Genomic DNA, 24,747 nt, shown 5'->3' on the forward strand with positions numbered 1-24,747 from the left:
TCCCGGCGAACCTATTCGCATCCGTCGCTTCGGGATAACGCTCAGGCGGGCATGACCGCATGCTTCGGCCGCGACGCGCTTCGCGGGATCGAGCCGCGATCATTCGCCTTCTCCAGTAATGCCACCGCAGTTCCGCGAGACATCGTTGCCTCGGCTCAAGCTCGGCCTGAGGTTGTGTTCGAAACGCCTTGGAAACCATGGGCCTCGATTGTCGGCGTCCGCCCGCACCGTGCCATAAATATTGATTAATGCTCGGGTGGGATGGTGCGCCGCCGGCCGGTCTTGTGCGATCGGGTCGAGGCCTCGTTCTGCGAGAGCTCTGGGGGAAAACGAGCGCAATGGGCGATTACAGGGTAACCACCGGCACGGATCGCCTGATCGGTGACGACGAGGACGATGTCTTCAACGTCGTCGGATCGTACATGAGAACCCTCAGTGCCGCCGACGTCCTCTCGGGAGGCGGCGGCAGCGACGTCCTGACCTTCTCCGGCATCACGTCGGGCCTGCAACTCGGCTCCGACCGCCTCGCCGGCCTCTCCTCGGTCGAGGAGATCGACATCAAGGGCGTGAGCGGGACCCTCAACATCGTGCTCGACGCGACCACGATCCGGCAGGCCGACGGCGGCCGGCTGACGGTGACGTTCGGCGCCAATCCCCTCGCCTTCGGCGTGATCTCGAAGGATCCGGGCGACGCCGTGATCCTGTCCGGCTCCGGGCAGGTCACCCTGCAGAATTTCAACAGCAATCAGACCGTCCAGCTCGCCGACGGCGTCAACGGACGCGTCATGGGCTCCAACTTCGACGACACGATCCTCGGCGGAGACGGCAACGACACGCTGGTGGGCGGCAAGGGCAACGACGTTCTGAACGGCGGCGCGGGCAGCGACACGATCGACGGCGGCATCGGCAACGACCTGATCATCACGGGCAGCGGCCGCGACGTCGTGACCGGCGGCACCGAGGCGGACCTGTTCCAGGTCGGCTCGGGCTCGACCACGATCACGGACTTCGCCGTCGACTTCCACCTCGAGCGCATCGATCTGCGCGGCGTCGTCGCCGCCACCGACTTCTCGAAGCTCGCCGTCGCGGACACCGCCGCGGGCGCCCAGATCACCGTGGCGGACACCACGATCCTGCTCCGCGGGGTCGAGGCCTCGGACTTGAGCGCGGGCAACTTCATCTTCAGCGGGACGGCCGATCCGAACGTCATCCTCGTCGATGCCGGGACCTCCGAGGCCATCATCCAGCGCATCGTCAACGAGGCGCCCCCCGGTTCGACCATCAAGCTCGCCGCCGGGACCTACACCTTCGACAAGACCCTGACGATCAACCGCAGCGACATCACCTTCGAGGGAGCGGGCAGCGACAAGACCGTCATCCGCTCGGTCATCACCGACGCGAACCCCGTTCCGGTCCTCATGGTGAGCGGGGAATTGACGGTCGACAAGGCGGCCGATCTGGCGACGACCGCCGTCAAGGGATCGAACACCCTTCAGCTCTCGTCGACGGCGGGCCTGAAGGTCGGCGACGTCGTCCGCATCGCGCAGAACAACGACGACGCCTTCTTCGCCGCCACGGGCAACACGGGCGTCCAGGTGGCCGGGTCCATCGTCTACTCCGACCGCTGGGCCCTGCGCGAATCGCTCTCGAAGATCGTCGCGATTGACGGCAACACCGTCACGGTCGCCGAACCGCTGCCCTACACCTTCGAGGCGGGCAAGGGCTGGGTCGGTCAGTTCGAGGCCCTGCGCAACGTCACGGTCGGCGGCTTCCGCGTCGATTCCGGCTTCACGGGGGCCGATCCGAACGCGTTCGTCAACAAGAATCCCGCCTGGGACGGAGCCGGACACATCTACTTCAAGTCGATGGTGGGCGGCAAAGTGTACGACATCGAGGCGTACAACAACGCCTCCAAGGCCTTCATCTTCAGCCGCATCTACGGCCTCACCGCCGACCACCTGGTCGCCGTCAGCGCGCAGAACAAGGGCGCCGACGGCAACGGCTACGGCTTCACCCTGGAAGAGGCGTTCGCCAACACGTTCACGCACCTGAGCGACCGGGACATGCGCCACAGCGTGCTGTTCTCGTCCTGGAACGCGGAGCACTACAACCACATCCAGGTCGACTCGACCAACCGGGACATCAACTTCCACGGCAGCCCCGACAGCAGCAACACCATCATCGTCGACCGCGCCGTCGCCAGCTACGGCGGCGGCATGGCGTCTTGGCCCATCGTCGGCCCGGGTGCCTTCCCGATCCATCCGCGCAGCACGATCGAGGACAACGACATCCGCTTCCACTACCTGCGGGCGACGGAGCATTACGAGACCATCCGGGCCACCGACGACGGTGCCGATATCGATGCGGCGGGCGGCGGCGACTTCATCACCGGCGGCAAGGGGGCGGACCGTCTGTCCGGCGGCGCGGGCGACGACACGATCCGCGATACCGACAGCGGCAACGACACGATCGACGGCGGCACCGGCAACGACACGATCGCGTCCGGCCGCGGCAACGACGTCATCACCGGCGGCGAGGGCAACGACACGATCCGGGACAGCGGCGGCAACGACCGGATCAGCGGCGGTGCCGAGCGCGACCTGATCCTGGGCGGCGCGGGCGACGACACCCTGTCGGGCGACGACGGGGCCGACATCCTCGACGGCGAGGCCGGGACCGACACGCTCACGGGCGGGACCGGCAGCGACATCCTGAAGCTCGGCGCGGGCGATACCGGGACCGGCGGCACCGATCCCGACACCTTCGTCGTCACCGGCAACGTCACGATCACCGATTTCACGGTCGCCGACCCGCTGGAGAAGATCGATCTGCGCGGGATCGCGGGCGCGACCTCGTTCGCGGCCCTCAAGCGGACCCAGGTCGGGACCGATGCCAAGGTCGTCGTCGGCGGGGTGACGATCCTTCTCAAGAACGTCGACGCGCGGACGCTGACCGCCGACGACTTCGTCTTCGTCGGTGCCACGAAGGCGACCTACGCCGAGATGCAGACGCGGACGTCGCACGCGACGCTGACGGACACGATCAAGAGCGTGGTCGGTACCGCGGGCGACGACCTGTTCGGCGGTTCGGGCATTCGCTTCATGCAGGAGGGCACGGTCGCCGGCGGGGCCGGCACGGACACGCTGCGCCTCGTCTCCGACAAGATCAACCTCGACGATGCGGCGCTGTCGCGGCTGTCGTCGGTGGAGATCATCGACCTGTCGCAGTCGACCGGCGGGGTGGTCGTGCTGGTCGGCGCGCGGGGCGTGGGTCAGGCCGACGGCGACGTGCTGACGCTCTACGGCGGCCTGAGCGACATCGATCTCAACACCTCGGCGGTGGGTCCGGCCGGCAAGGTGGTGGTCGAGACCTTCGGCACGGTGAATCTGGCCCACAGCGCGAACAACGCCGTGACGGTGTCGGATTTCGTCGAAGGCAAGGTGATCGGCAGCAACGGCCGCGACGCGATCACCGGCGGGGCGCGCAGCGACGCGCTCGCCGGCGGGGCCGGCGACGACGTGCTCAGCGGCGGCGGCGGCAACGACACCCTCGACGGGGGGCTCGGCGACGACGTGCTCCGGGGCGATGCCGGCAGCGACCGGATGCTCGGCGGCGAGGGCGACGACACCTTCCTGATCGAGGCCGGCGACACGGTCACGGGCGGGATCGGCTCGGACACGTTCGTGATCTACGGCAGCACCACGATCACCGACTTCGCGGTCGCCGACCGGATGGAGAAGATCGACCTGCGGCCGATCAAGTCGGCGACGAGCTTTGCCGCCTTGAAGCTGCTGCAGTCGGGCGCCGACACCCGCGTGCAGGTGGCCGGTCGGGAGATCGTGCTGAAGAACGTCGCCCCGTCGCAACTGACGGCGGACAACTTCATCTTCTACGGCTCGACCGAGCAGACGCTGGCGAGCCTGCACAGCCGGGCCCCGATCGGCCTGCTAAGCAGCGGGGCCGACAAGCTGACCGGCACCGCGGGCAGCGACCTGTTCGAGGGGCAGACCTCGCAGTTCACCACCGCCGACACCATCGTCGGCGGGGCGGGCATCGACACGCTGAACCTCGCCTCGAACGGCTTCGGCCTGACCGACGCGCTGCTGTCGCGCCTGTCGTCGGTGGAGATCATCGACGTGTCGCAGACGCTCGGCGGCGCGGTCTTCCGGGTCGGCGCGGGCGCGGTCGGTCAGGCGGACGGCGACGTGCTGACGCTGCGCGGCGGCAACCGCGAGCTGTTCCTCGACACCTCGGGGGTGGGTACGGCCGGCAAGGTGGTGGTCGAGACCTTCGGCACGGTGAGCCTGACCCCCGGCGTGAACAACGCCGTCACGATGTCGGACAAGGTCAACGGCACGGTGATCGGCAACACCGGCCGCGACGCGATCACCGGCGGGGCGCGCAGCGACGCGCTCACCGGCGGGGTCGGCGACGACGTGCTCAGCGGCGGCGGCGGCAACGACACCCTCGACGGGGGGCTCGGCGACGACCTGCTCAAGGGCGATGCCGGCAGCGACCGGATGCTCGGCGGCGAGGGCGACGACACCTTCCTGATCGAGGCCGGCGACACGGTCACGGGCGGGATCGGCTCGGACACGTTCGTGATCTACGGCGGCGCCACGATCACCGACTTCGCGGTCGCCGACCGGATGGAGAAGATCGACCTGCGGCCGATCAAGTCGGCGACGAGCTTTGCCGCCTTGAAGCTGCTGCAGTCGGGCGCCGACACCCGCGTGCAGGTGGCCGGCCGGGAGATCGTGCTGAAGAACGTCGCCCCGTCGCAACTGACGGCGGACAACTTCATCTTCTACGGCTCGACCGAGCAGACGCTGGCGAGCCTGCACAGCCGGGCCCCGATCGGCCTGCTGAGCAGCGGGGCCGACAGGCTGACCGGCACCGCGGGCAGCGACCTGTTCGAGGGGCAGACCTCGCAGTTCACCACTGCCGACACCATCGTCGGCGGCGCGGGCATCGACACGCTGAACCTCGCCTCCAACGGCTTCGGCCTGACCGATGCGCTGCTGTCGCGCCTGTCGTCGGTGGAGATCATCGACGTGTCGCAGACGCTCGGCGGCGCGGTCTTCCGGGTCGGCGCGGGCGCGGTCGGTCAGGCGGACGGCGACGTGCTGACGCTGCGCGGCGGCAACCGCGAGCTGTTCCTCGACACCTCGGGGGTGGGTACGGCCGGCAAGGTGGTGGTCGAGACCTTCGGCACGGTGAGCCTGACCCCCGGCGTGAACAACGCCGTCACGATGTCGGACAAGGTCAACGGCACGGTGATCGGCAACACCGGCCGCGACGCGATCACCGGCGGGGCGCGCGGCGACGCGCTCACCGGCGGGGCCGGCGACGACGTGCTCGACGGCGCCGGCGGCAACGACACCCTCGATGCCGGGCTCGGCGACGACCTGCTCAAGGGCGGCACCGGTCGCGACACGCTCCTGGCCGGTGCGGGCAACGACACTCTCTGGCTCGAAGGCGGCGATACGGCCTCGGGCGGGACGGGCTCGGACACGTTCGTGATCTACGGCGGCGCCACGATCACCGACTTCGCGGTCGCCGACCGGATGGAGAAGATCGACCTGCGGCCGATCAAGTCGGCGACGAGCTTCTCCGCCTTGAAGCTGCTGCAGTCGGGCGCCGACACCCGCGTGCAGGTGGCCGGCCGGGAGATCGTGCTGAAGAACGTCGCGCCTTCGCAGCTGACGGCGGACGACTTCATCTTCTACGGCTCGACCGAGCAGGCGCTGTCGGTCCAGCACAGCCTTGCCCCGGTCGCACTGCTGAGCAGCGGGGCCGACAAGCTGACCGGCACCGCGCGCAACGACCTGTTCGAGGGACAGACCTCGCAGTTCACCACCGCCGACACCATCCTCGGCGGCGCCGGCACCGACACGCTGAGCTTCGTCGCCGGCTCGGTCTCCCTGACCGAGTCCACCCTCGCGCGGCTGTCCTCGGTGGAGATCATCGACGTGTCGCAGTCGGGCGCGTCGATGGCCTCGTTCCAGATCGGCGCGAAGGCGGTCGGTCAGGCGGACGGCGACGTGCTGACGCTCCTCGGCGGGACGAAGAACTTCGTCCTCGACACCTCGGCGGTGGGTTCGGCCGGCAAGGTGGTGGTCGAGACCTTCGGCACGGTGGCCCTGCGCCGCGACGCGGGCAACGCCGTCACGGTGTCGGACAAGGTCGACGGCAAGGTGGTGGGCGGCGACCTCCGGGACACGATCTTCGGCGGAGCCCGGGCCGACACGCTGTCGGGGGGCAAGGGCGCCGACCTCCTGTCCGGCGGCCTGGGCCACGACGTGCTCGCTGGCGGGGCGGGCGCCGACACCTTCGTGTTCGCGACACGGCCCGGCAGCACCAATATCGACCACATCACCGACTTCGTCGCGGAGGACACGATCCAGCTCGCCAAGAGCGTGTTCGCCACGTTGGCGACGGGCCAGCTGGCAGGAGGCGCGTTCAAGGACCTCGGCGTCACCGGAGCCAAGCTCGATGCCGACGACCGGATCGTCTACAACCACGACACCGGCGTGCTGGCCTACGACGCGGACGGCTCGGGCAAGGTTGCGGCGGTGACGATCGCCGTGCTCGACAACAAGCCGCTCCTCACCCACGCCGACATCCTCGTCGCGTGACGTCACGCACCCCGCGCGGGTTCGCCCGCGCGGGGGCGGATTAAGCGCGAGGGCACCCGCGTTAACTCGACATGGTGCCAGATCGCATGCGCTCGAAACGCCCCGAAATCGTCGATCTCCTCGTGCCGCTGCGGCGCTACGCCCGCTCGCTCACCCGGGACGCGATCAAGGCGGACGACCTCGTCCACGACACGCTCGTGCGGGCCCTCGAATCGCGCGCGAACCTTCGGCCCGACACCAACCTGCGCACCTGGATGATGACGGTGCTGCACAACGTCTTCATCGATGAGCAGCGCCGCAGGCGGGTCGAGGCCCGGCACGCCGACGTGCTGGTCCAGCTCTCCGACGACGTCGCGCCGCCGGCCCAGGAGGGGCAAGTGCGGCTCATGCAGATCCGCAAGGCGTTCGAGGATCTGCCGGAGGAGCAGCGCGCCGCCCTGCATCTCGTCACCCTGGAGGGCATGGCCTATGCCGACGCGGCGGCCGTGCTCGGCATCCCGATCGGCACGCTGATGTCCAGGCTCGGCCGCGGACGTGCGGCGCTCCGCGCCTTCGAGGAGGGCAGCCGGAAGTCGCGCGGCTCGGCCGCCTCGGACGAGCCGTCCGAGCGAGGGCCTCCGCGCCTGCGCCTCGTCGGTCGGGAAAACGTCGCCTGAACCGGCGTTTCCCGAGAGAAAGCGAAGCGGCCCACACCCGGTGCGACGGGCGGCCTGGAAGGAAGCATCGGGCTTGCAGGCCGAAGGGCCGGGCAGGCAGAAAGGACAGTCGGAGTGGACTGATGGTCGACCCGATCACACAATCCGAACTCATCGCCTATGTCGACGGCGAACTGGACCCGATGCGTCGCGTCGAGGTCGAGGCGCATCTCGCGCGCCACCCGGAGGACGCCGTCCTGGTGATGGCGGATCTGCGGGATCGCGACGCCCTGCGCGAGGCCTTCGCGCTGCCGCCCAGCAGCGGTCCCGAGCGCCTGCGCTCCGGCGCACGCCGCATCGACCGGGCGATGGCTTGGCAGCGGATCGGCAACCGCCTGCGCCGCGCCGCCGCCATCGCCGTGCTGGTCGGGGCGGGCTGGCTCGCCCACACCGAGATCGGCACCTTCGGCGTGCCGAACTCCATCGCCTCGCCGATCGATCCGGCGCTGGCCGAGGAGGCGCAGCAGGCGCGCCAGGCCGTGCAGATCCGCGCCCGCGCGGCGTCGCAGCGGGCGACCTCGGCCTACGACACGGCCGATCTCGAAGCCGCCACCGGCATCGACCTGCCGGAGATGCCGAGCGACTGGGTCGTGCGCGACGTGCAGATCTTCCCCGGCCGCCACGGCACCGGGGTCGAGATCGAGATCGAGACGAAGGACCTCGGCGCGTTGTCGCTCTTCGTGAAGCGCAGCAGCGGGGCCCTCGTGCCCGAGGGGGCCGAGCCCGTGACCCGCTCCGGCGACGGCACCACCGCCTATTGGCGCAACGGCCAGACGGCCTATGCCCTGAGCGGTCCGCGCGACGAGCCTCGCCTGCACGCCGCCGCGACCCGTCTCGCCGCCCTGCAGCATTGATCCGCGGCATCGTCCGCGCCGCCGCCGGCCCGCGGACGATCACGGTTGCGGGATCGGCCCTACCCATCGCCGAGTGAACGCATTATTCAAGATGCGTTCGTCGCAACCTTGGGTCCATGCGCCTCCTCGGCCTCATCGCCCTCGCCCTCGCCGGTCTCTACGGCATCGCCGTCCTCTCCCTCGCCCTGGGACAGAGGCGGCTGATCTATCCTGGGGCCTGGATGTCGGCGCCCCCGGCCGAGTCGGTCGCCGGGGTCGAGGCGATCACGCTTCACACCTCCGACGGACAGAGCCTTCACGCGCTCTGGCGCCCGCCGCAACCCGGCTGCGGCGTCGTGGTGAGCTTCCACGGCAACGCCTCCGCGCCCGAGCCCCATGCCGAGCGCTTCGCCGACGGCGTGTGGCGCCAGGGCGGCTGGGGTGTCCTGGCGCCGGCCTATCGCGGCTATCGGGGCTCGACCGGCCATCCGAGCGAGGACGGCCTGATCCGCGACGGCGTCGCGGCCTATGTCGCCGCCGCCGAGCGGGCGCCCGGCGCGCCGATCCTGCTGCACGGCCATTCGCTGGGCGCCGCCGTCGCCGTCGCGGTGGCGGAGCGGGCACCCAACCTCGGACTCTACCTCGAAGCCCCCTTCGATTCCATGAGCCACCTCGTGGCCCTGCGGTTTCCCTTCGTGCCGAGCCGCTGGCTGCTCGCCGACACCTACCGCTCCGACCGGCGCATCGCCGACCGCTCCGAGCCGGTGCTGATCGTCCAGGGATCGGAGGACCCGGTGGTGCCGGCGAAGCTCGCCCTTCGCCTCGCCGCCGCCGCCGGCCCGCAGGCGCAGATCGTCCTGATGCCCGGGGATCACGTCTCGATCCTGGGCGAGGTCGACGCCCGCGCCGAGGCGCTGTTTCGCGCGCGGCTCAAGGGCCGCTGCAGCGCGGCGCCCGCGCAGGCGGCCGTGCCCTGACCGGGAGGATCGTGCCGCAGCGGGACCGCCGGAAGACGCCCTGCCCGGCCGCGGGCTCGAACGGAACGAGTGGAGATCGGCGGGCACGGCGGCGCGGCAGGCGCGCGCCGTCGTGTCCGCGGGAAACGGGAGCCTCGTGCGCGCCTACGCGATCAGGAAATCGGCGTGGGTGATCGCCGCCTTGTTGTCGAGCACGGCGAACTTCACCGCCGCCGCCTTGCCCGAGCCGTCGGCGTCGTAGAACAGGCTTCCGTTTCGGCTGTCGTAGAGGATGTGGTCGTCGGCATCGACCCTGGCCTTGGCGATGTCCTTGAACGCCCGCGCCGTCAGCTGTCCCGGCGCCAGAGCCGAGAAGACGCTCTCGCTCAGCCGGATCGTATCCACGGTGGCGAAGTCGGTGATGTGGTCGAGGTTGCCCGCTCCGAGCGCGCCCGCGAACACGAAGGTGTCGGCGCCGCCCCGGCCGACCAGCACGTCGAGGCCGAGCCCGCCGTCGAGGACGTTGGCGCCGGTATTGCCGACGAGCGTCTGGCCGAACTCGTTGCCGACGAGGTTGAGGCGGGCCGAGCCGGTCGCGGTGAGCAGTTGCAGGGCCTCGATCTGCTGACCGGCGGACAGCGCGTAGCTGACGAAGGACAGCACCTTGTCGCTGCCGCCGCCCACCTTCTCGAAGGCGCGGTCGCCGCGATCGTCGACGAGGAAAGTGTCGTTGCCGGCCCCGCCCGTCATCCGGTCCGCGCCGGCCCCGCCGTCGAGGGTGTTGCTGCCGACATTGCCGACGAGGATGTCGGCGGCCGAGCCGCCCCTGGCGTTCTCGATCATGTTGACGATGACCCCGTCGACCGTGTGGGCGAGGGCGAGGCCGATGTTGTTGGCGACCTGCCCGATGGTCGAGAAGGCGCCGGGATTGAGGTCGATCCTGACCGAGCCGGTCTGGTTCGAGGCGTCGATCGTGTCGATGCCGCCCGCGTCCCACACGGTGAGGATCGCGGTCCGGCCGTTGGCGAGCAGGCCGCCGTCCTTGAGGGCGTAGGCGCCGTTCGTGCCGAAATAGGTCGTGGCGCCGGCGCGGGTGGTCAGGTTGGCGCCGTAGAGCTTCTGGATCGCCGCGATGTCGTACATCATCGGCGTGATCGGCCAGTCCTGATCGGCATCCGGAACGCCTTCCATGCCCGGATGGGGGACGTAGGACATCACCGTGTACTGGTTGTTGTGGAAGGTGACCGGCGTGTTGGGCTCGCCGTCGTCGTTCGGGTGATGCAGGCCCAAGGCGTGGCCGAGTTCGTGCAGGTAGGTCTGCCAGCCGGTGTTGCCGTAGACGGCGCCGACCTGCTGCGGATTGCCGGTGTTGATCCAGAAATCGCCGTGGACCGAGGGCCTGCCGAGCGTGGCAGGCCCAATGTCGGTGACGCTTCCGTCGGGGAAGTCCGCCACGAAGCCGAAGGTGTCGGTGTTGTTGAACTTGAAGGAGCCGAGCGTGATGTCGGCGCCCGTGGCCGAACCTGGCTTGACCTCGACGAGGTTGAGGTTCGCCACCTCGGCCCATTCCTTGAGAGCCTGCCGCGTGAGAGCGGCCTCCGCCCGGCCCATGGCGACGCTGGCGCCGAACGGAACGGTGAAGTCCGCCTCGCCCGTGTCGCCTTCGCTGATCAGGTAGGAATCGGCCCGGCCGTCGCCGTTCGTGTCGACTCTGGCGTAGTAACCCGGCACCTGCGTGATGAAGGCGTAGGTCAGCGTCCTGTCGCCGTCGTGCCAGCCGAGGGCGTTGCCGACGAGGAGCGAATCGGGGGTGATGCCAGAAGCCATGGTCGTGTCGCCGGCGTAAGAGTGATCGCATCCCTCGACGGGGGCGCTCACTCTATAGACTTGGCAATATAGCTTACAAGATCGACCTCTAAGTCTAAGCCGAGCCCGTGGACAATCATCGCGTGCGCATTCGATTGGGAAACCCACGTAGGATGGTGCCGTCGGGCCGGCCCGATCCAACCGCCTCCTGCCGCGTTATCCCGTCTCCTGCAGGGCCGCGCCGCGGCACGGGACGATGAGAACTGGGATCGGACGGAGCCGGATGAGCGTACCGCGGGAGATCGAGCTGAAATTGGAATGCGAGCCGTCCGACCTCGCCGTGCTGCAGGACCATCCGCTGCTGCGGGAGGCGTCCGAGCGCGGCGAGGCGGAACTCGCCTCGGTCTATTACGACACGCCGGATCGCGATCTGCGGGCGGCCGGGCTCGGCCTGCGGGTTCGCCGGATCGGGGAACGCCACATCCAGACCCTCAAGGCGGAGGGCGACGGCCTGTTCGCGCGGCCCGAATGGGAGGAGGAGATCGGAGGACCCGAGCCCGATCTCGCCGTGCTCGCCGACACGCCGCTGCCCGACATCCTCGAGCGCGACGCGAGGCTCGAGCCGCTCTTCACCACCGCGGTGACGCGCAAGACCTACCTCGTGCGGCAAGGCGCCTCCGCGGTCGAGGTCGCCCTCGACACCGGCCGCATCGAGGCGCCCGCCGCCGGCGACCGGATCGCGACGATCTGCGAGATCGAGCTGGAGCTGAAAGCGGGCGAGGCCAGCGACGTGTTCGCCCTGGCCCATGCGGTGGCCGCCCTGGTGCCGGTGCGGCTCGGGGTGCGGACCAAGGCCGAGCGGGGCTACGCGCTCGCCGCCGGCACGCCGGAGCGCGTCCACAAGGCCGAGCCCGTGCCGCTGTGGGAGGAGGCCACCGCGGCGGAGGCCTTCCGGGCCATCGCCCATGCCTGCCTGCGCCACATGCGGCTCAACGAGGCGATCCTGCTGGAGCGGCGGGACGCGGGGGCGCTGCACCAGATGCGGGTGGCGATCCGGCGCCTGCGCTCGGCCTTCTCGCTGTTCGGCGACCTCGTCGAGGACGCGATGGGCGAGCGGCTGCAGGCGGAGCTGAAGCGGATGACGGAGCCGCTCGGCCGCGCGCGCAACCTCGACGTCTTCCTCGCCACCACCCTGCCGGCGGAGCGCGAGCGCCACCCGGACGAAGTCGGCCTGCTCGGCTTGGAGCGGCAGCTGGAGGCAGCGCGGACCTCGGCCTATGCCGAGGTCGAGGCGCTGATCGGCTCCGAGGCGTGGCGCGCCCTGGCGCTCGACCTGATCGGCTGGATCAATGCCGGTCCCTGGCTGCGGGACGCGAGCGGCGATCGGCCGGTGCGCCGCGACGAGCCGGCCCGCGACTTCGCCGACCGGGAGCTCGACCGCCGCCGCCGGCAGGTGAAGAAGCGCGGGCGCCGCCTCGACCGGCTCAGCCCCGAGGAGCGCCACCGGGTGCGCATCGCCGCCAAGAAGCTGCGCTACGGCGCGGAGTTCTTCGCCGGCCTCTATCCCGGCCGCAAGGCGGGCCGGCGCCATGCCGCCTTCGTCAAGGCCCTGTCGGGCCTGCAGGACCAGCTCGGCGCGCTCAACGACATCGCCACCGCCCACGACGTGGTGCGCGGCGAGGTGGTGGAGGAGAGCGGGAGCGAGGCCGGCCCCTCGACCCTGTTCGCCGCCGGCATGGCCGCCGCCGACATCGAGGCGCACAGCGGGAAGCTGCTCGACGAAGCGGCGGAGGCGCACGCGGAACTGGTCGACGCCAAGCCGTTCTGGCACTGAGGTATCGTCCGGAGGCGGCGAGCCCCGCGCCCGCCGCATCCGCTGCGCGCTCCGCATCGGATGGCGCGCAACCCGGATTTGGCCTAGTCGGGTCGCGCCGAAGGAGGCGGGCCGGCCCCGCCCTCTCCCTCGGGCCTTGGAGGAGCGTTTCCGGATGCGGCATCCGGAACGATCCCGTAAATCGTTGTGCGGCACCGGCTCTTCCGAAGATCCGGTGCGCACCCTTTGGGCCGATGCTCCGGTTATGCGTGTCGAGATCGAGCGGAAGTTCCTGGTCGTCCATGACGGCTGGCAGGCGGCCGTGATCGGCCGGCGGCGGCTGACGGACGGCCTCGTCGGGCAGTTCGAGAACGGGAAGGTGCGGGTGCGGCTCGACGAGGAGCGCGCCTTCCTCACCGTCAAGGGCGAGCGCCGGGGGCTCGGGCGGCCGGAATTCGAGTACGAGATCCCCCGCGCGGACGGCGAGGCCATGCTGCGTCTCGTCTGCGGCACCTGCCTGATCGAGAAGACCCGCCACCGGGTGCTGCACGGCGGGCTGGTCTGGGAGGTCGACGTCTATACCGGCGCGCTCGAAGGGATGATCCTGGCCGAGGTCGAACTCGACGACGAGGCGCAGGCCTTCTCCCTCCCCGACTGGCTCGGGCGGGAGGTCACCGCCGATCCGCGCTTCCGCCAATCCACCCTGCTGCGGCTCTCCCGCGAGGCCGGGCGCACCGTGACCCTCGACGAGGTGCTCTCCGCCGTTCTGTGAGACCCGCCTGCGAGACGTGGCGCCCCGCGACGTCGCCGCTCGGAACGGCGCCCTTCCGTGCCCCGTGCGATCGGCGGAAGGTCCACTACATCCCACCCGAAGATCGCCCTACTCTCTCCGGCGGGCCGCTTCTCCGAGCGGCGCGCCGCCTGTATCGAGCCTGCCCATGACCGTCATCGCCCCCTCGATCCTCGCCGCCGACTTCGCGCGCCTCGGCGAGGAGACGCGGGCCATCGCCGAGGCCGGGGCCGACTGGATCCATCTCGACGTGATGGACGGGCATTTCGTGCCCAACATCAGCTTCGGCCCCGCGGTCGTGAAGGCTTTGCGGCCCTGGACCGACAAGCTGTTCGACGTCCACCTGATGATCGCGCCCGCCGATCCCTACCTCGCCGCCTTCGCCGAGGCCGGGGCCGACGCGATCACGGTCCACGCCGAGGCCGGCCCGCACATCCACCGCTCGCTCCAGACCATCCGGGGCCTCGGCAAGCGCGCGGGCGTGGCCCTCAACCCCGGCACGCCAGCCACCCTGATCGAGCCGGTGCTCGACATGGTCGATCTCGTGCTGGTGATGACGGTCAATCCCGGCTTCGGCGGCCAGAGCTTCATCGCGTCCGCGTTCGAGACCGTGTCGCGGGTGAAGGCCCTCGTCGCGGACCGTCCCATCGGCATCTCGGTCGACGGCGGCGTCACCCCGGAGACCGCCGGGCCGGCGGCGGCGGCGGGCGCCGATATCCTGGTCGCGGGCTCCGCTGCCTTCAAGGGCGGCCCCGACCGCTACCGGGCGAACATCGCGACGATCCGCGAGGCCGCGGCGATGGCCACCGGGCGGGAAGGCGCGCGATGCTGAAGGCGCTGATCTTCGACGTCGACGGGACTCTGGCCGAGACCGAGGACCTTCACCGCCAGGGCTTCAACCGGGCCTTCCGGACGCTCGGCCTGCCCTGGGAGTGGTCGCCGGAACTCTACGCCGAACTCCTCAGGGTGATGGGCGGCAAGGAGCGGCTCGTCCACTACATCGAGCGCTTCCATCCGGGCGAGGCGGACGCGCTCAAGGCCCGCATGCCCGAGATCCACGACCTCAAGACCCGCTATTACGGCGAACTCGCCGAGGGCGGGGGGCTCGGCCTGCGGCCGGGAATCGGGCGGCTGGTGGGGCAGGCGCGGGCGCGCGGCGTGCGGCTGGCGGTGGCCACCACCACGAGCCGGCCCAACATCGACCTGCTGCTGCGCCTCAACTTCCCCGGCGACAACCCCTTCGACGTGATCGCGGCGGGCGACGAGGCGGCGCAGAAGAAGCCCGCCCCCGACATCTTCGCCCTCGCCGTCCACCGCCTCGGCATCGACCCGTCCGCGGCGATCGCCTTCGAGGATTCGGCCGCGGGCATCCGCTCGGCGCTGGCCGCCGGCCTGCCGGTGCTCGCCACCCGCAGCCGCTACACGAAGAGCCACGCCCTCGACGGCGCCTTCTCGGCGGTGTCCGATCTCGGCGAGCCGGGCGCCCCCCACACCCACCTCCAGGGCGTCGCGTGGCCCGGCGGGATCGTCACCCTCGACGCCCTGGCCGCGTGGCACGCGGGTCAACTGCACGGCGCCGCCTGACGCGTCGCCTCCTGACGCGATGCGAAGCCCCGCCCATCACCGTTCCGTGGCTTCCCAAGCCGCCCCGGCGCGGTCTATCAGGGCCGGCCTTCCGCTTCCGGGTCGCGGGTCCCGGGACGGCACCGCACGGTGGCCGACCCCCCTGCCCGGGAGGCCGGGACCTGACGCTTCGACGTCGCTTCGACGTCACACCGCCGGACCGTGGAGCCTGATGCGCGAGCCGAACGCGATCGATTTCTGGCGTGGCGTCGCGCTCGTGACGATCTTCATCAACCACATCCCAGGCAACGTCTTCGAGCGCTACACCTTCTCGCAATACGGCATCTCGGACGCCGCCGAGCTGTTCGTGTTCCTGGCCGGCTGGTCGATCGGGCTCGCGACCCGCGGGCGCGACGGTCGCCCGGAGCCGCGGCTGATGACGGTGCTGCGGCTCCTGTCGCGCACGGTCGAGGTGTACCGGGCCCAGATCGTCATCATGGCGCTGGCGCTCGCCATGATCGCCGCCTGCGCGCTCTATCTCGACAATCCGCTCATCCTCGAATGGCACAATGCCGGCGGCTTCTTCGGCGATCCGATCCAGACCATGGTCGGCATCGTGCTGCTGACGCACCAGCTCGGCTTCTTCAACATCCTGCCGCTCTACGTCGTGCTGATCGCCATCGCGCCGGTCGTGGTGCTTCTGGGTCGCGTCAGCCGAGCGCTCCTCATCGCCCTGTCGGTCTCGCTCTACGCGGCCAGCCTCGTCTTCGCGTGGAACTTCCCGTCCTGGCCCGGCGAGGGCGACTGGTTCTTCAATCCGCTCTGCTGGCAACTCCTGCTGGTGCTCGGCTTCGTCTCGAACGAGGCAGCCCGCGAGAACCCGCGCCTGCGGTCTCTCGCCCGGCGGCTGACGCCGCTCGGCATCGCCATCGTGATCCTCGGCGTCATACTCGCCGTGTGGGAGCTGCGCCCCGATCCGATGCTGGCGCCCGAGCCGCGCCTCGTCTTCACCTTCGACAAAACCTATCTCTCGCCCGGCCGGCTGATCCATTTCTGCGGGATGGTGCTGGCCTTCCAGGCGGTCTACGGGCTGATCGCGCCGCGGGTGATGCCGCTCGCCCGCTTCCTCTCCGGGCTCGGGCGCAACTCGCTCGCGGTGTTCTCGATGGGATCGCTGTTGAGCCTGGCCGCGCAGTTCGTGCGCTTCCAGACCGGAGGCGGTATCATCGTCGACGTTTCGGTCGTAGGGTCCGGCCTGTTCGCACTGGGTTTCACCGCATGGTTCGTCGAATGGCGTTCCCGCAAGCCGCGCACCCCGCGGACGCCGCCCGACGGCGCCGCCTCGCGCTCGGCCTCTCCGCCGGCCTGAGCTTCGTCCTCGGGGCCGGCCTCTCCGCCCGCGCCGAGACGCCGCCCGCCGTCGCGGCGCCGGTCCAAGCTGCGCCCGTTCAGGTGGCCCCGCCCCAGGCGGCGGAGCCCCTCGACCAGAGCCTGTCGCCGGAATGCCGCGTGCCGGGCTCCAAGCTCTACACCCTGGCCAAGCTCAAGGCGGTCAAGGCCGCGCTCAAGGAGAAGCGGCCGATCCGCGTGCTCTCGATCGGCTCGTCCTCGGCGGGGCTCGGCTCGGCGTCGAGCTATCCGGTCAAGCTCGAGAACGCGCTGGAGCGTGCGCTGCCCGACGTGAAGGTCGAGGTCGAGGCCCGCGCGCTGCCCGGCGAGGTCGCGAGCGGGGCGGGCGAGCGCCTGCGCACCCTCGTGGCGGAGGTCGAGCCCGACCTCGTGGTCTGGCAGGTCGGCACCAACGACGCCCTGGCGCGGGTCGACATCGACACCTTCGCCGAGGCCCTCGACGATTCGGTGAAGTGGGTGATGTCGCACGACATCGACATCGTGCTGATCGATCCGGTCTTCACCGCGAGCCTCGCCGAGGACGACTATTACAACCGCATGGTCCGCACCGTGCAGGAAATCGCGAGCCGCGAGGCGGTGCCGCTGGTCCACCGCTACGCGGCGATGCGCTATCTCTCGACCCGCGGCACCGACGAGGCGCACATGCTCGGGCGCCATTTCCGGCTGAACGACCTCGGCCTGCGCTGCATGGCCGAGCACGCGACCCGCGCGATCACCCTATCGCTGCTGCAACCCGATCCCACCAAGGCGGATGCGGACCGAACCGGCACCGCGACCGGCCCGGCCCAGGGCCGCACGTCCTCCGGCGCGGCGCCGGCCGCACGCGGGAACTGACAGGATCGGCCGGAGAGACGGAAAATTCTTGCGCTGCCGGCCGCGGGCGGCAAGATCGTGCTTGGCGCCCGACTGCAAGCCGGCTAAGGCTTCGCTGCCTCGACAAAAAAGGCCGCCCCGGTGAGGGAGCGGCCCGAAGTCTAGGGAGGAAACGCCCAAGAAGGGCAACGGGACCGCGACGCCATCGCGATCTCGTCTGATGCAAAATTATATGCTGCGTCGCACAAAGCAAGATGCGGCGCCCCCGCATCCAGCGCATGAAGCGCACGGTCCGCACCACGAGGTGCGCTATCACACCCTGTCGAGGGAAGAGGATCCGGCGGCCTCGCGCTTGTCGGCCTCCAGCTGCTGCACCAGCGCCGTCAGCCGCGGGTCGAGGGGCTCGTCGAACACGGGATCGTAGAGCGCCTTGAGCTGCCGCCCGAGGCGTTCCCGCGTCTGCGCATCCAGCACCGGTCCCTGCTCGGCCGGCATCGATGCAGTCTGTGCCCGCGCTTGAACCATGAGACCTACATTGCCCGGCCGCGCCATAAGGCAAGCGTCGTCCGCGCCCTGCGGCCGCGGGCGAGCCCCCGACCGGGGCCGGCACGCGGTTTAACCGGACCGAAACGCGTGCCCCGCTAGCCTGAACCTCATGTGGGCCGGCCCCAGTCCGGTGCCCGGCCGCTCTGGGGAGGGCACCGCCTTGGCTGCGGACGAATGGGCGGCGGGTCCTTTTCCGGGCGCGGTCTCTCCGCTGGGCCGGGTGCGCGCCCGGCTGGTCGCGGCGCGCGCCGGGGCGGGCGGAGCCGCGCTCGGCGTGTTCTCCGTGCGCATCGCCGCCGCCGGCTGCGCCTACCTCGCCCAGGTGCTGATGGCCCGGATGATGGGCGGCGCGGAATACGGCGTCTTCGCCACCGTCTGGGTCTGGATCGCGATCCTCGGCCACACCGCGACCCTCGGGCTCGCCCAGGGCGCCTGCCGCTTCCTGCCCGTCGAGCGGGCGCGCGGCCATCTCGACGCGGTGCGCGGCTTCCTGCTCGGCGGAGCGCTCGCCAGCATCGCGGGCGGGCTGGCGCTGGCGCTCGCGGGATTCGCCATCGCCGAGATCCAGCACGACATCCTCGACGGCCCCTATGGCGGTCCGATCCTCGTCGCCGTCCTCGTCGTTCCGCTCTTCGCCTTCCAGGACTATCTCGAGGGCGTGGCCCGCAGCCAGGGCTGGGCGATGCTCGCCATCGCCCCGCCCTACCTGCTGCGCCAGGGGCTGATCATGGCCGGCATGATCGGCGCCGTGCTGTTCGGCGCGCCGGCCCACGCCTGGGTCGCCATCGCCTGCACGCTGGCCGCCACCGGTGTCAGTGCGACGATCCAGGGCTTGGCTCTGCTGGCGCGGCTGCGCCGCCACCTGCCCGCCGGGCCCCGGACCTACCGCTGGAGGATCTGGCTGACCGCCTGCCTGCCGATCGCGGCGGGCGAACTCGCCACCAGCGCCTTCGGCTTCGTCGACGTGGTGCTGCTCGGCTTCCTCGCGCCCCCGGCGGCGGTGGGCCTGTACTTCGCCGCCACCCGCATCCAGCAATTCGTCGTCTTCGTCTCCTACGCCGCCTCCGCCGCGACCGCGCAGCGCTTCGCCGCCGCCCGCGCCGAGGGCGACGAGGCGGGGCTCGCCGGCCTCGTGCGCAGCCAGGCCCGCTGGACCTTCCTCGGCACGGCGCTCGTCGGCCTCGGCGTCATTGCCGCCGCGCCGCTCCTCCTCGGCCTGTTCGGCTCCGACTTCCACGACAGCCTGCCGGTGCTGGCGATCCTGGTCGCGGGCGGCGTGACCGCGAGCCTGTTCGGGCCGGGCGAGGACATCCTGATCATGCTCGGCGGCGAGCGGCTCTGCGTCGCCATCACGCTCGCCATGCTGGGGCTGGCCGTCCTGCTCTGCCTCGTCCTGATCCCGTGGCTCGGCGTCACCGGGGCGGCGCTCGCCATGGCCGGCGCCACGGCCCTGCGCGGTCTCGCCATGGCGGCGGGCGCGCGCGCCGTGCACGGCATCATGACGCCCGCCTTCGCGCTTCCGGCCTTCTCCCGGAGCGGCGGCGCCTGATCATGGGTCTCCCGCTCCGCCGCTCCCCGCACGTCGCCCTCGACGCGGCCCCCGAGGCCGCCGTCGTGCCGGTTTCCGCCCTCGAGTCGGGGGCCTGGGACGCGCTCGCGCTCGCGGCCGTCGAGCCGCACCCGTTCTACGCCCGCCGCCCGGTCGAGGCGCACCGCGCGAGCGGGCTCGCGCCTGCCGACCTCGCCGCTGTGGTCGTGCCCGGCCCCATGGGCGTGTCCGGCGGCTTGGCGGCGCTGCTGCCCTTCGTCCTGCGGGCCGACATCGCCGGGCTCGGCGCGGCGATCGCGCAGCCCTTCCTCTCCCCGTACGTGACGGCGAGCGCCCCGCTCGTCGCCGACGGGCCCGATCTCGACCTTCGACTCGACGCCCTGGTGGCCGGCCTCGCGCGCGCCTCGGGCAGGCGTTGCTGGCGCTGGCCGCTGCTGGCGGTCGAGAGCCGCCCCGGCGCCGGGCTCCTCGCCGCGATGGCGCGGGCCGGCTGGCAGATCGCCACCGTGGCGAGCTTCGAGCGCCCGGTCCTCGACCGGCGGGCGAGCCACCTCGCCTTCCTCGCCGATCATCCCCACAAGAGCCGCCTGAAGGACCTGCGCCGCCGCCGCCGCCGCCTCGCCGAGTCCGGTGCGCTGGCCTTCGAGACCGCGACCGAGGGGCCGGCGCTGGAGCAGGCGCTCGACGCGTTCCTGGCGCTGGAGGCCGCGGGCTGGAAGGGCGAGGCCGGCACGGCGCTCGCGAGCCGACCGGACAGCGCGCGCTTCGCCCGCGCGCTGTTCCGGCAGGACGGCGCCGCGTCCGGCCCGCCGGCCGTGCGGGCCGATACCTTGCGCCTCGACGACCGGGTGATCGCCGCGAGCCTCGCCCTGGTCGCGGGGCCGACGGCCTACCTGCTCAAGACCGCCTACGACGAGAGCCTGCGCGCCCATGCCCCGGGGCTGGTCCTGGAGGACGAGATCGTGCGCGCGCTCCACGACACCGCCTTCGCCGAGCGCCTCGATTCCGCGACGCTGCCGGGCTCGCCGCTGGAGGGCCTGTTTCCCGAGCGGGTGCGGATCGCCGAGATCCTGGCGCTTCCCCCCGGCGGTGGCAGCCTGCTGCCGCTCGAACGCCGCGCCGACCTCGCCCGCTTCGAGCACCGGGCGCGGGCGGAGGTGAAGCGGTTGATCGGGCGGCGATAGGTTTTCCCAGGCTCGTTCCGCGCCCCTTCGCCACCGCGAGGCGGAGCCGAACCGCTCCGGGGCGCGACGCGTCGGGACAAGGCGTGACGCGGCCGGACGTCGATCGGGATGCCCGAACGGGCCGATCCGCGCTGTAGGTTTCTCCCGCCCCTGCGGAGGGCTTCGACCGAAGCCTCGCGAGACGGTCGCGGCGTGGTCCGTCGCGCTCGATCAGGGACCTCACAACAGCAGCAGCGCTCCCGCCAGGACCAAGAAGGCCGCGAGGCCGGACAGGAGGACGATCCGGTCCACCGGCTCCGCCGCGGCGCCCCTCTCCGATCCGGCCGGCGCCGCGGCCCCCGCGCCCGCGGCACCGCCCGCGGATTGCGGCGCCCCCACCGGCACGGGGGCGGACGTCGTCGCCCGTCGCTCCGGAGCGGGCAGATCCGGCACCGCCGTCACCGGGCGCTCGCCCCGCGGCCCGAACGCGTCCGGCTCGACGCCGACGCCCGCGGCGTCGAGTTCCAGCATCACGAGGACGAGGGCGTCCACGTCCATGGTGTCGATCGGCAGGGCGCGCTGAAGGTCGTCGGCGGTGAGTTGGCCGCGCTCCCGCCCGAGGGCGATCAGCCGGTCGAGGGTGGCGCGGTCGATCGGCGTGGTCATGCGGCGTCCCGTTGCTCCTCCCTACCTGTGCCGCGCCTGCGCCTTCTCCAGATGGCGCAACAGCGCGGCGGCCTGGGACGCGCGGTCGGCGGGCTCGTCGCCGCCCCGGCGCCACACCACGCGGTCGTCGCGCAGGGTGATCTCCTCCGAGACCGGCATGGTCGGCGCCGCCCGATCGGGGTGGAAATCCGCCGCGATCCCCTGCGGCCCGCCGCTGAGGCGCAGGATGCCGAGGCCGAGGCAGCCGATCCGCAGGGAGGCCAGGGTGAACAGGGCCTCGACCGGCTCCGGCGGCGCCCCGAACCGGTCCTCGACCTCGTCGCGCAGCGCATCGAGCTCGTCGCGGGCGCGCAGCCGCAGCAGCCGCGTGGCGAGGCTCAGGCGGATCTCGGGCTCGGGCACGTAGTCGGCGGGCACGCGGCCCGAGAGGCCGATGCGCACCTCCGGGCTCCAGTCCTCCGCCGGCTCGCCCTTGGCGGCGCGCAGCGCGAGCTGCAGCAGGTGCTGGTAGAGCCCGAGGCCGACGCGGGCGACGTGGCCGGCCTGGGCCTCGCCGACGAGGTCGCCCGCCCCGCGCAGGTCGAGGTCGCGCGCCGCGATGGCGAAGCCGGCACCCAACCGGTCGAGGGCCTCCAGGGTCCGCAGCCGCTTCTCGGCGGTCGCACCCAGCGGCTTGCCGGGCCCCCCGAACAGGAAGACGCTGCCCCGCCGCTGCCCGCGCCCGACCCGGCCGCGCAGCTGGTGAAGCTGGGCCAGCCCGAAGCGCTCGGCGTCGAAGACCAGCATCGTGTTGGCCCGCGGCACGTCGAGCCCGCTCTCGATGATGCTGGTGGCGAGCAGCACGTCGCCCGCGCCGTCGGCGAAGCCGACCATGGCGGCGTCCATCTCGGCGGGCTTCATCGCGCCGTGGGCGGTCATGACGGCGAGGTCCGGCACCAGCGCGGCGAGGCGCTCGGCCATCGGCGCGATGTCCTCAATGCGCGGACAGACGACGAAGCTCTGGCCGCCGCGCCGGTGCTCTCGGACCAGCGCAGCCCGAAGCGTCTCGTCCTCGAACGGCGCGATCACCGTGCGGATCGGCCGGCGCACGGCCGGCGGCGTCGCGATCACGCTGAGGTTCTGGAGACCCACCATCGCGGCCTGGAGCGTGCGCGGGATCGGCGTGGCGCTGAGCGTCAGGAGATGCGCATTGCCCGCCGCCTTGCGGAGAGCGGCCTTGGTCTTGGTGCCGAAGCGCTGCTCCTCGTCGACGATGACGAGCCCGAGATCGTGGAACCGGACGCCACGCCCGGCGAGCGCCTGCGTGCCGACGACGAGGCGCACCGAGCCGTCTTCGAGGCCCTGCTTCACCCACCGCGCCTCGGCCGGCGCCACCAGCCGCGAGAGCTGCGCCACCGCGATGCCGAAGCGGGCGAAGCGCTTCCGAAACGTCTCGGCGTGCTGGCGCGCCAGCACCGTGGTCGGCGCCATCACGGCGACCTGCCGCCCGGCGAAGACGGCGGCGGCCGCCGCGCGGAGCGCCACCTCGGTCTTGCCGAAGCCGACATCGCCGCAGACGAGGCGATCCATCGGCGCCTCGCCTGCGAGATCGGCCAGCGTGTCCTCGATGGCGCGGGCCTGATCCCCCGTCAGGGCGAAGCCGAAGCCCGCCGCGAAGCGCTCCATCTCCCAGGCGGGCGGCGCGATGCGCGGCGCGCGGGCCGTGCGGCGCTCCTGCGCGGCCTTCAGCATGGCGCGGGCCGCCTTGGCGAGCGCGGCCTCCGTCTCCAAGCGGCGCCGGGCCCAGGTGCCGCCGTCGAGACGGTCGAGGGAGACGGCTTGCGCCTCCGAGCCGTAGCGCCAGATGCGGTCGGCCTGGGCCGCCGGCACCATCAGGACGGAATCGTCGGCGAAGCGCAGCCGCAGGGCGTCCTCTTCCGCGCCGTCCACGCCGGGAATCGTCTCCAGCCCCTCGAACACGCACAGGCCGTGGTCGCGGTCGACCGCCACGTCGCCGACGCGTAGTTCGACCTCGCCGATGGGGAGCATCGCGACTTGGCGCGGCGCGCCCGCCTCCGCGCCGCCGAACAGGTCGGCGGCGGCGATCACGGTGGCGCCGGCCTCCGGCACGCGAAACCCCGCCCGGATCGGCGCTTCGAGCGCCAGCATCGCGCCGGGGGCGGCCTCCGCCACCTCGCTCCAGCCGTCGATCAGGCGAAGCGCGCGCCCGTCCTGCTCGGCCGCCGCCCGCACGAGCCGGCGCAGGGGCGCCTTGGGGCCGGTGAGCACGATCCGGTCGCCGGCCTTCAGGCGCTCCTTCAGGGTCCTGGCGAAGGCGGCCTCGGGCCGGCGCTCGCGCAGGAAGGGCGCGAGCGCGATCTTCTGGGCCTCCTCGATATCGGCGGTGGCGAGGCCGTGCTTCTTCACCAGCGCCATCCAGTCGGCGGGGCCGAGATAGAGCGCGCCCTCGGTCGAACGGGACGCCTCTCCTCCCCCTTGTGGGGGGGAGGCAGGAGGTGGTGCAGGAGGAGTCGTCACGGTGCCATCGGCACCACCCCCACCCCTCCCCCGCCCCAGAAGGGGGAGGGGAAGGCGCGGCTCCGACGCGCCCCCCGAAAAATCCTCCCGTGCCTCGTCGAGCTGCTCGAAGAAGGCCGCCACGCGCTCCTCCGTGCCGGCCTCGACCACGAGGCGGGCCTCGGGCACGTAATCCAGCACCGTCGAGAGGGCGCGGTAGTGGCGCGCCAGCCGGTGCTCCGCGCCGGTGAACGGCGTCACCGTGACCTCCGAGCCCGCCTCCGGCACGATCTCGGTGGCCGGGTCGATCACCAGCCGCTCGGTCTCGGTGCGGGAGCGCTGCGAGACCGGATCGTAGGCGCGGATCGCGGTGACGCGCCCGTCCGCATGCTCGATGCGGCAGGGCAGGGGAGCGGCGGCGGGAAACACGTCGATGGTCCGGCCGCGGACCGCGACTTCGCCCGGCTCGTCCACACGGTCGTCGAGCTGGTAGCCGAGCCGAGCGAGCTGCGCCGTCAGCGCCTCGGGATCGAGCCGGTCGCCGACGCGGATCTCGACATGGGCCGTGGCCCAGGTCTCTCGCGGCGGCACCCGCTGCAGCAGGGCCGGCGCCGTGGTGAGGAGGAGATCGGGGAGCGCCGCCCGGTCGGTCAGCCAGCGCAGCACCCCGGCCCGCGCGCCCATGACGCCGCGCGAGGGCGAGGCGCGGTCGAAGGGCAGGCAGTCCCATTCGGGATAGACCGCGACCGTCCGCTCCGGCGCGAGCGCCCGCAGGATCGCGGCGATCTCGTCGAGCCGGCGCCCGTCGCGCGCCACGTGAACGAGCGGCTTCGGGCCGTCGAGGAGGCCGAGCAGGGAGACGGCGAGCGCGCCGGCCGGGACCAGCGGGACGGCGTTCGGCTCCGGGGCGCTCTCAGGCTTGGCAGTCACGGACTTGGCCATCGGGGATCCATGATGAGCCGGTTCAGGACCGGTTTCCCCCGAAACCCGGCGCGACCCGGCCGGGTCCC

16 protein-coding genes are annotated in these 24,747 nt (G+C 71.8%); 12 read left to right on the top strand and 4 right to left on the bottom strand.

Translation table 11 applies throughout. The features are described from left to right. Positions 1–422 precede the first annotated feature (422 nt). The 4 genes from HNR00_RS03725 to HNR00_RS03740 all read left to right on the top strand — a co-directional run bounded on the left by HNR00_RS03725 (position 423) and on the right by HNR00_RS03740 (position 9,143). Complete coding sequence (locus HNR00_RS03725) at positions 423–6,638, top strand: hypothetical protein (RefSeq protein ID WP_183565086.1); 6,216 nt, start codon at positions 423–425, stop codon at positions 6,636–6,638. An 86-nt stretch (positions 6,639–6,724) separates the two neighbouring features. Beyond that, positions 6,725–7,294, top strand: coding sequence for a sigma-70 family RNA polymerase sigma factor (locus HNR00_RS03730; RefSeq protein WP_183565089.1), 570 nt, complete (start codon positions 6,725–6,727; stop codon positions 7,292–7,294). 122 nt (positions 7,295–7,416) lie between these two features. Continuing rightward, entirely contained in the window at positions 7,417–8,187 is a 771-nt protein-coding gene (locus HNR00_RS03735; RefSeq protein WP_183565093.1) for an anti-sigma factor family protein, read from the top strand. Positions 8,188–8,303: 116 nt separating this feature from the next. Further along, positions 8,304–9,143: an alpha/beta hydrolase gene (locus tag HNR00_RS03740; RefSeq protein ID WP_183565096.1), complete on the top strand. Its 840-nt coding sequence runs from the start codon at positions 8,304–8,306 to the stop codon at positions 9,141–9,143. A 144-nt stretch (positions 9,144–9,287) separates the two neighbouring features. Here the strand turns inward: HNR00_RS03740 and HNR00_RS03745 are convergent, their stop codons facing one another. Beyond that, positions 9,288–10,949, bottom strand: coding sequence for a M10 family metallopeptidase (locus HNR00_RS03745; RefSeq protein WP_183565099.1), 1,662 nt, complete (start codon positions 10,947–10,949; stop codon positions 9,288–9,290). A 262-nt stretch (positions 10,950–11,211) separates the two neighbouring features. Between HNR00_RS03745 and HNR00_RS03750 the strand changes: the two genes are divergently transcribed. From HNR00_RS03750 to HNR00_RS03775, 6 genes are all read left to right on the top strand, one after another. After that, positions 11,212–12,762, top strand: a complete 1,551-nt coding sequence (locus tag HNR00_RS03750) for a CYTH and CHAD domain-containing protein (protein ID WP_183565102.1) — start codon at positions 11,212–11,214, stop codon at positions 12,760–12,762. Between the two features lie 244 nt (positions 12,763–13,006). Continuing rightward, positions 13,007–13,513 carry a CYTH domain-containing protein gene (locus HNR00_RS03755; RefSeq protein WP_183565106.1) on the top strand — a complete coding sequence of 169 codons (507 nt, stop codon included), beginning with the start codon at positions 13,007–13,009 and terminating at the stop codon, positions 13,511–13,513. A 166-nt stretch (positions 13,514–13,679) separates the two neighbouring features. Next, positions 13,680–14,363 carry a ribulose-phosphate 3-epimerase gene (gene rpe / locus HNR00_RS03760; RefSeq protein WP_183565109.1) on the top strand — a complete coding sequence of 228 codons (684 nt, stop codon included), beginning with the start codon at positions 13,680–13,682 and terminating at the stop codon, positions 14,361–14,363. Then, entirely contained in the window at positions 14,357–15,115 is a 759-nt protein-coding gene (locus HNR00_RS03765) for an HAD-IA family hydrolase (RefSeq protein WP_183565112.1), read from the top strand. Before rpe ends, HNR00_RS03765 begins: the two co-directional genes overlap by 7 nt. A 211-nt stretch (positions 15,116–15,326) precedes the next feature. Beyond that, positions 15,327–16,463 carry an OpgC family protein gene (locus HNR00_RS03770; protein ID WP_183565115.1) on the top strand — a complete coding sequence of 379 codons (1,137 nt, stop codon included), beginning with the start codon at positions 15,327–15,329 and terminating at the stop codon, positions 16,461–16,463. Continuing rightward, a complete protein-coding gene (locus tag HNR00_RS03775) occupies positions 16,385–17,338 on the top strand; it encodes an SGNH/GDSL hydrolase family protein (protein WP_183565118.1) in 954 nt (317 codons plus the stop codon). The genes HNR00_RS03770 and HNR00_RS03775 overlap by 79 nt, the downstream gene beginning before the upstream one ends. Before the next feature lie 291 nt (positions 17,339–17,629). On the opposite strand, the gene HNR00_RS03780 is transcribed toward HNR00_RS03775, so the two are convergent. Further along, entirely contained in the window at positions 17,630–17,812 is a 183-nt protein-coding gene (locus tag HNR00_RS03780; RefSeq protein ID WP_183565121.1) for a hypothetical protein, read from the bottom strand. 211 nt (positions 17,813–18,023) lie between these two features. Here HNR00_RS03780 and HNR00_RS03785 point away from each other — a divergent pair, with 211 nt between their 5' ends. Together HNR00_RS03785 and HNR00_RS03790 are read left to right on the top strand one after the other, a co-directional pair. After that, on the top strand, positions 18,024–19,412 hold the full coding sequence (locus HNR00_RS03785; RefSeq protein ID WP_246390237.1) for a lipopolysaccharide biosynthesis protein: 1,389 nt from the start codon (positions 18,024–18,026) through the stop codon (positions 19,410–19,412). 2 nt (positions 19,413–19,414) lie between these two features. Next, positions 19,415–20,596, top strand: a complete 1,182-nt coding sequence (locus HNR00_RS03790) for a GNAT family N-acetyltransferase (protein WP_183565127.1) — start codon at positions 19,415–19,417, stop codon at positions 20,594–20,596. A gap of 219 nt (positions 20,597–20,815) precedes the next feature. Here HNR00_RS03790 and HNR00_RS03795 read toward each other — a convergent pair whose 3' ends face one another. Both HNR00_RS03795 and HNR00_RS03800 read right to left on the bottom strand, forming a co-directional pair. Next, complete coding sequence (locus tag HNR00_RS03795) at positions 20,816–21,241, bottom strand: RNA polymerase sigma factor region1.1 domain-containing protein (protein ID WP_183565130.1); 426 nt, start codon at positions 21,239–21,241, stop codon at positions 20,816–20,818. Positions 21,242–21,262: 21 nt separating this feature from the next. After that, the gene (locus tag HNR00_RS03800; protein WP_183565133.1) at positions 21,263–24,679 is read right to left on the bottom strand and encodes a DEAD/DEAH box helicase; all 3,417 of its coding nucleotides are present in this window, start codon (positions 24,677–24,679) and stop codon (positions 21,263–21,265) included. Positions 24,680–24,747 lie beyond the last annotated feature (68 nt).

Source organism: Methylorubrum rhodinum (assembly GCF_014199935.1).
Lineage (GTDB): Bacteria > Pseudomonadota > Alphaproteobacteria > Rhizobiales > Beijerinckiaceae > Methylobacterium > Methylobacterium rhodinum.

What these genes read in the sequence shown, in the direction of transcription:
- HNR00_RS03755 (WP_183565106.1), top strand. Translation starts at nt 13,007, where the DNA reads ATGCGTGTCGAGATCGAGCGGAAGTTCCTGGTCGTCCATGACGGCTGG.
- HNR00_RS03730 (WP_183565089.1), top strand. Translation starts at nt 6,725, where the DNA reads ATGCGCTCGAAACGCCCCGAAATCGTCGATCTCCTCGTGCCGCTGCGG.
- HNR00_RS03745 (WP_183565099.1), bottom strand. Translation starts at nt 10,949, where the DNA reads ATGGCTTCTGGCATCACCCCCGATTCGCTCCTCGTCGGCAACGCCCTC.
- HNR00_RS03775 (WP_183565118.1), top strand. Translation starts at nt 16,385, where the DNA reads ATGGCGTTCCCGCAAGCCGCGCACCCCGCGGACGCCGCCCGACGGCGC.
- rpe (WP_183565109.1), top strand. Translation starts at nt 13,680, where the DNA reads ATGACCGTCATCGCCCCCTCGATCCTCGCCGCCGACTTCGCGCGCCTC.
- HNR00_RS03725 (WP_183565086.1), top strand. Translation starts at nt 423, where the DNA reads ATGAGAACCCTCAGTGCCGCCGACGTCCTCTCGGGAGGCGGCGGCAGC.
- HNR00_RS03790 (WP_183565127.1), top strand. Translation starts at nt 19,415, where the DNA reads ATGGGTCTCCCGCTCCGCCGCTCCCCGCACGTCGCCCTCGACGCGGCC.
- HNR00_RS03750 (WP_183565102.1), top strand. Translation starts at nt 11,212, where the DNA reads ATGAGCGTACCGCGGGAGATCGAGCTGAAATTGGAATGCGAGCCGTCC.
- HNR00_RS03800 (WP_183565133.1), bottom strand. Translation starts at nt 24,679, where the DNA reads ATGGCCAAGTCCGTGACTGCCAAGCCTGAGAGCGCCCCGGAGCCGAAC.
- HNR00_RS03770 (WP_183565115.1), top strand. Translation starts at nt 15,327, where the DNA reads ATGCGCGAGCCGAACGCGATCGATTTCTGGCGTGGCGTCGCGCTCGTG.
- HNR00_RS03765 (WP_183565112.1), top strand. Translation starts at nt 14,357, where the DNA reads ATGCTGAAGGCGCTGATCTTCGACGTCGACGGGACTCTGGCCGAGACC.
- HNR00_RS03735 (WP_183565093.1), top strand. Translation starts at nt 7,417, where the DNA reads ATGGTCGACCCGATCACACAATCCGAACTCATCGCCTATGTCGACGGC.
- HNR00_RS03740 (WP_183565096.1), top strand. Translation starts at nt 8,304, where the DNA reads ATGCGCCTCCTCGGCCTCATCGCCCTCGCCCTCGCCGGTCTCTACGGC.
- HNR00_RS03795 (WP_183565130.1), bottom strand. Translation starts at nt 21,241, where the DNA reads ATGACCACGCCGATCGACCGCGCCACCCTCGACCGGCTGATCGCCCTC.
- HNR00_RS03780 (WP_183565121.1), bottom strand. Translation starts at nt 17,812, where the DNA reads ATGCCGGCCGAGCAGGGACCGGTGCTGGATGCGCAGACGCGGGAACGC.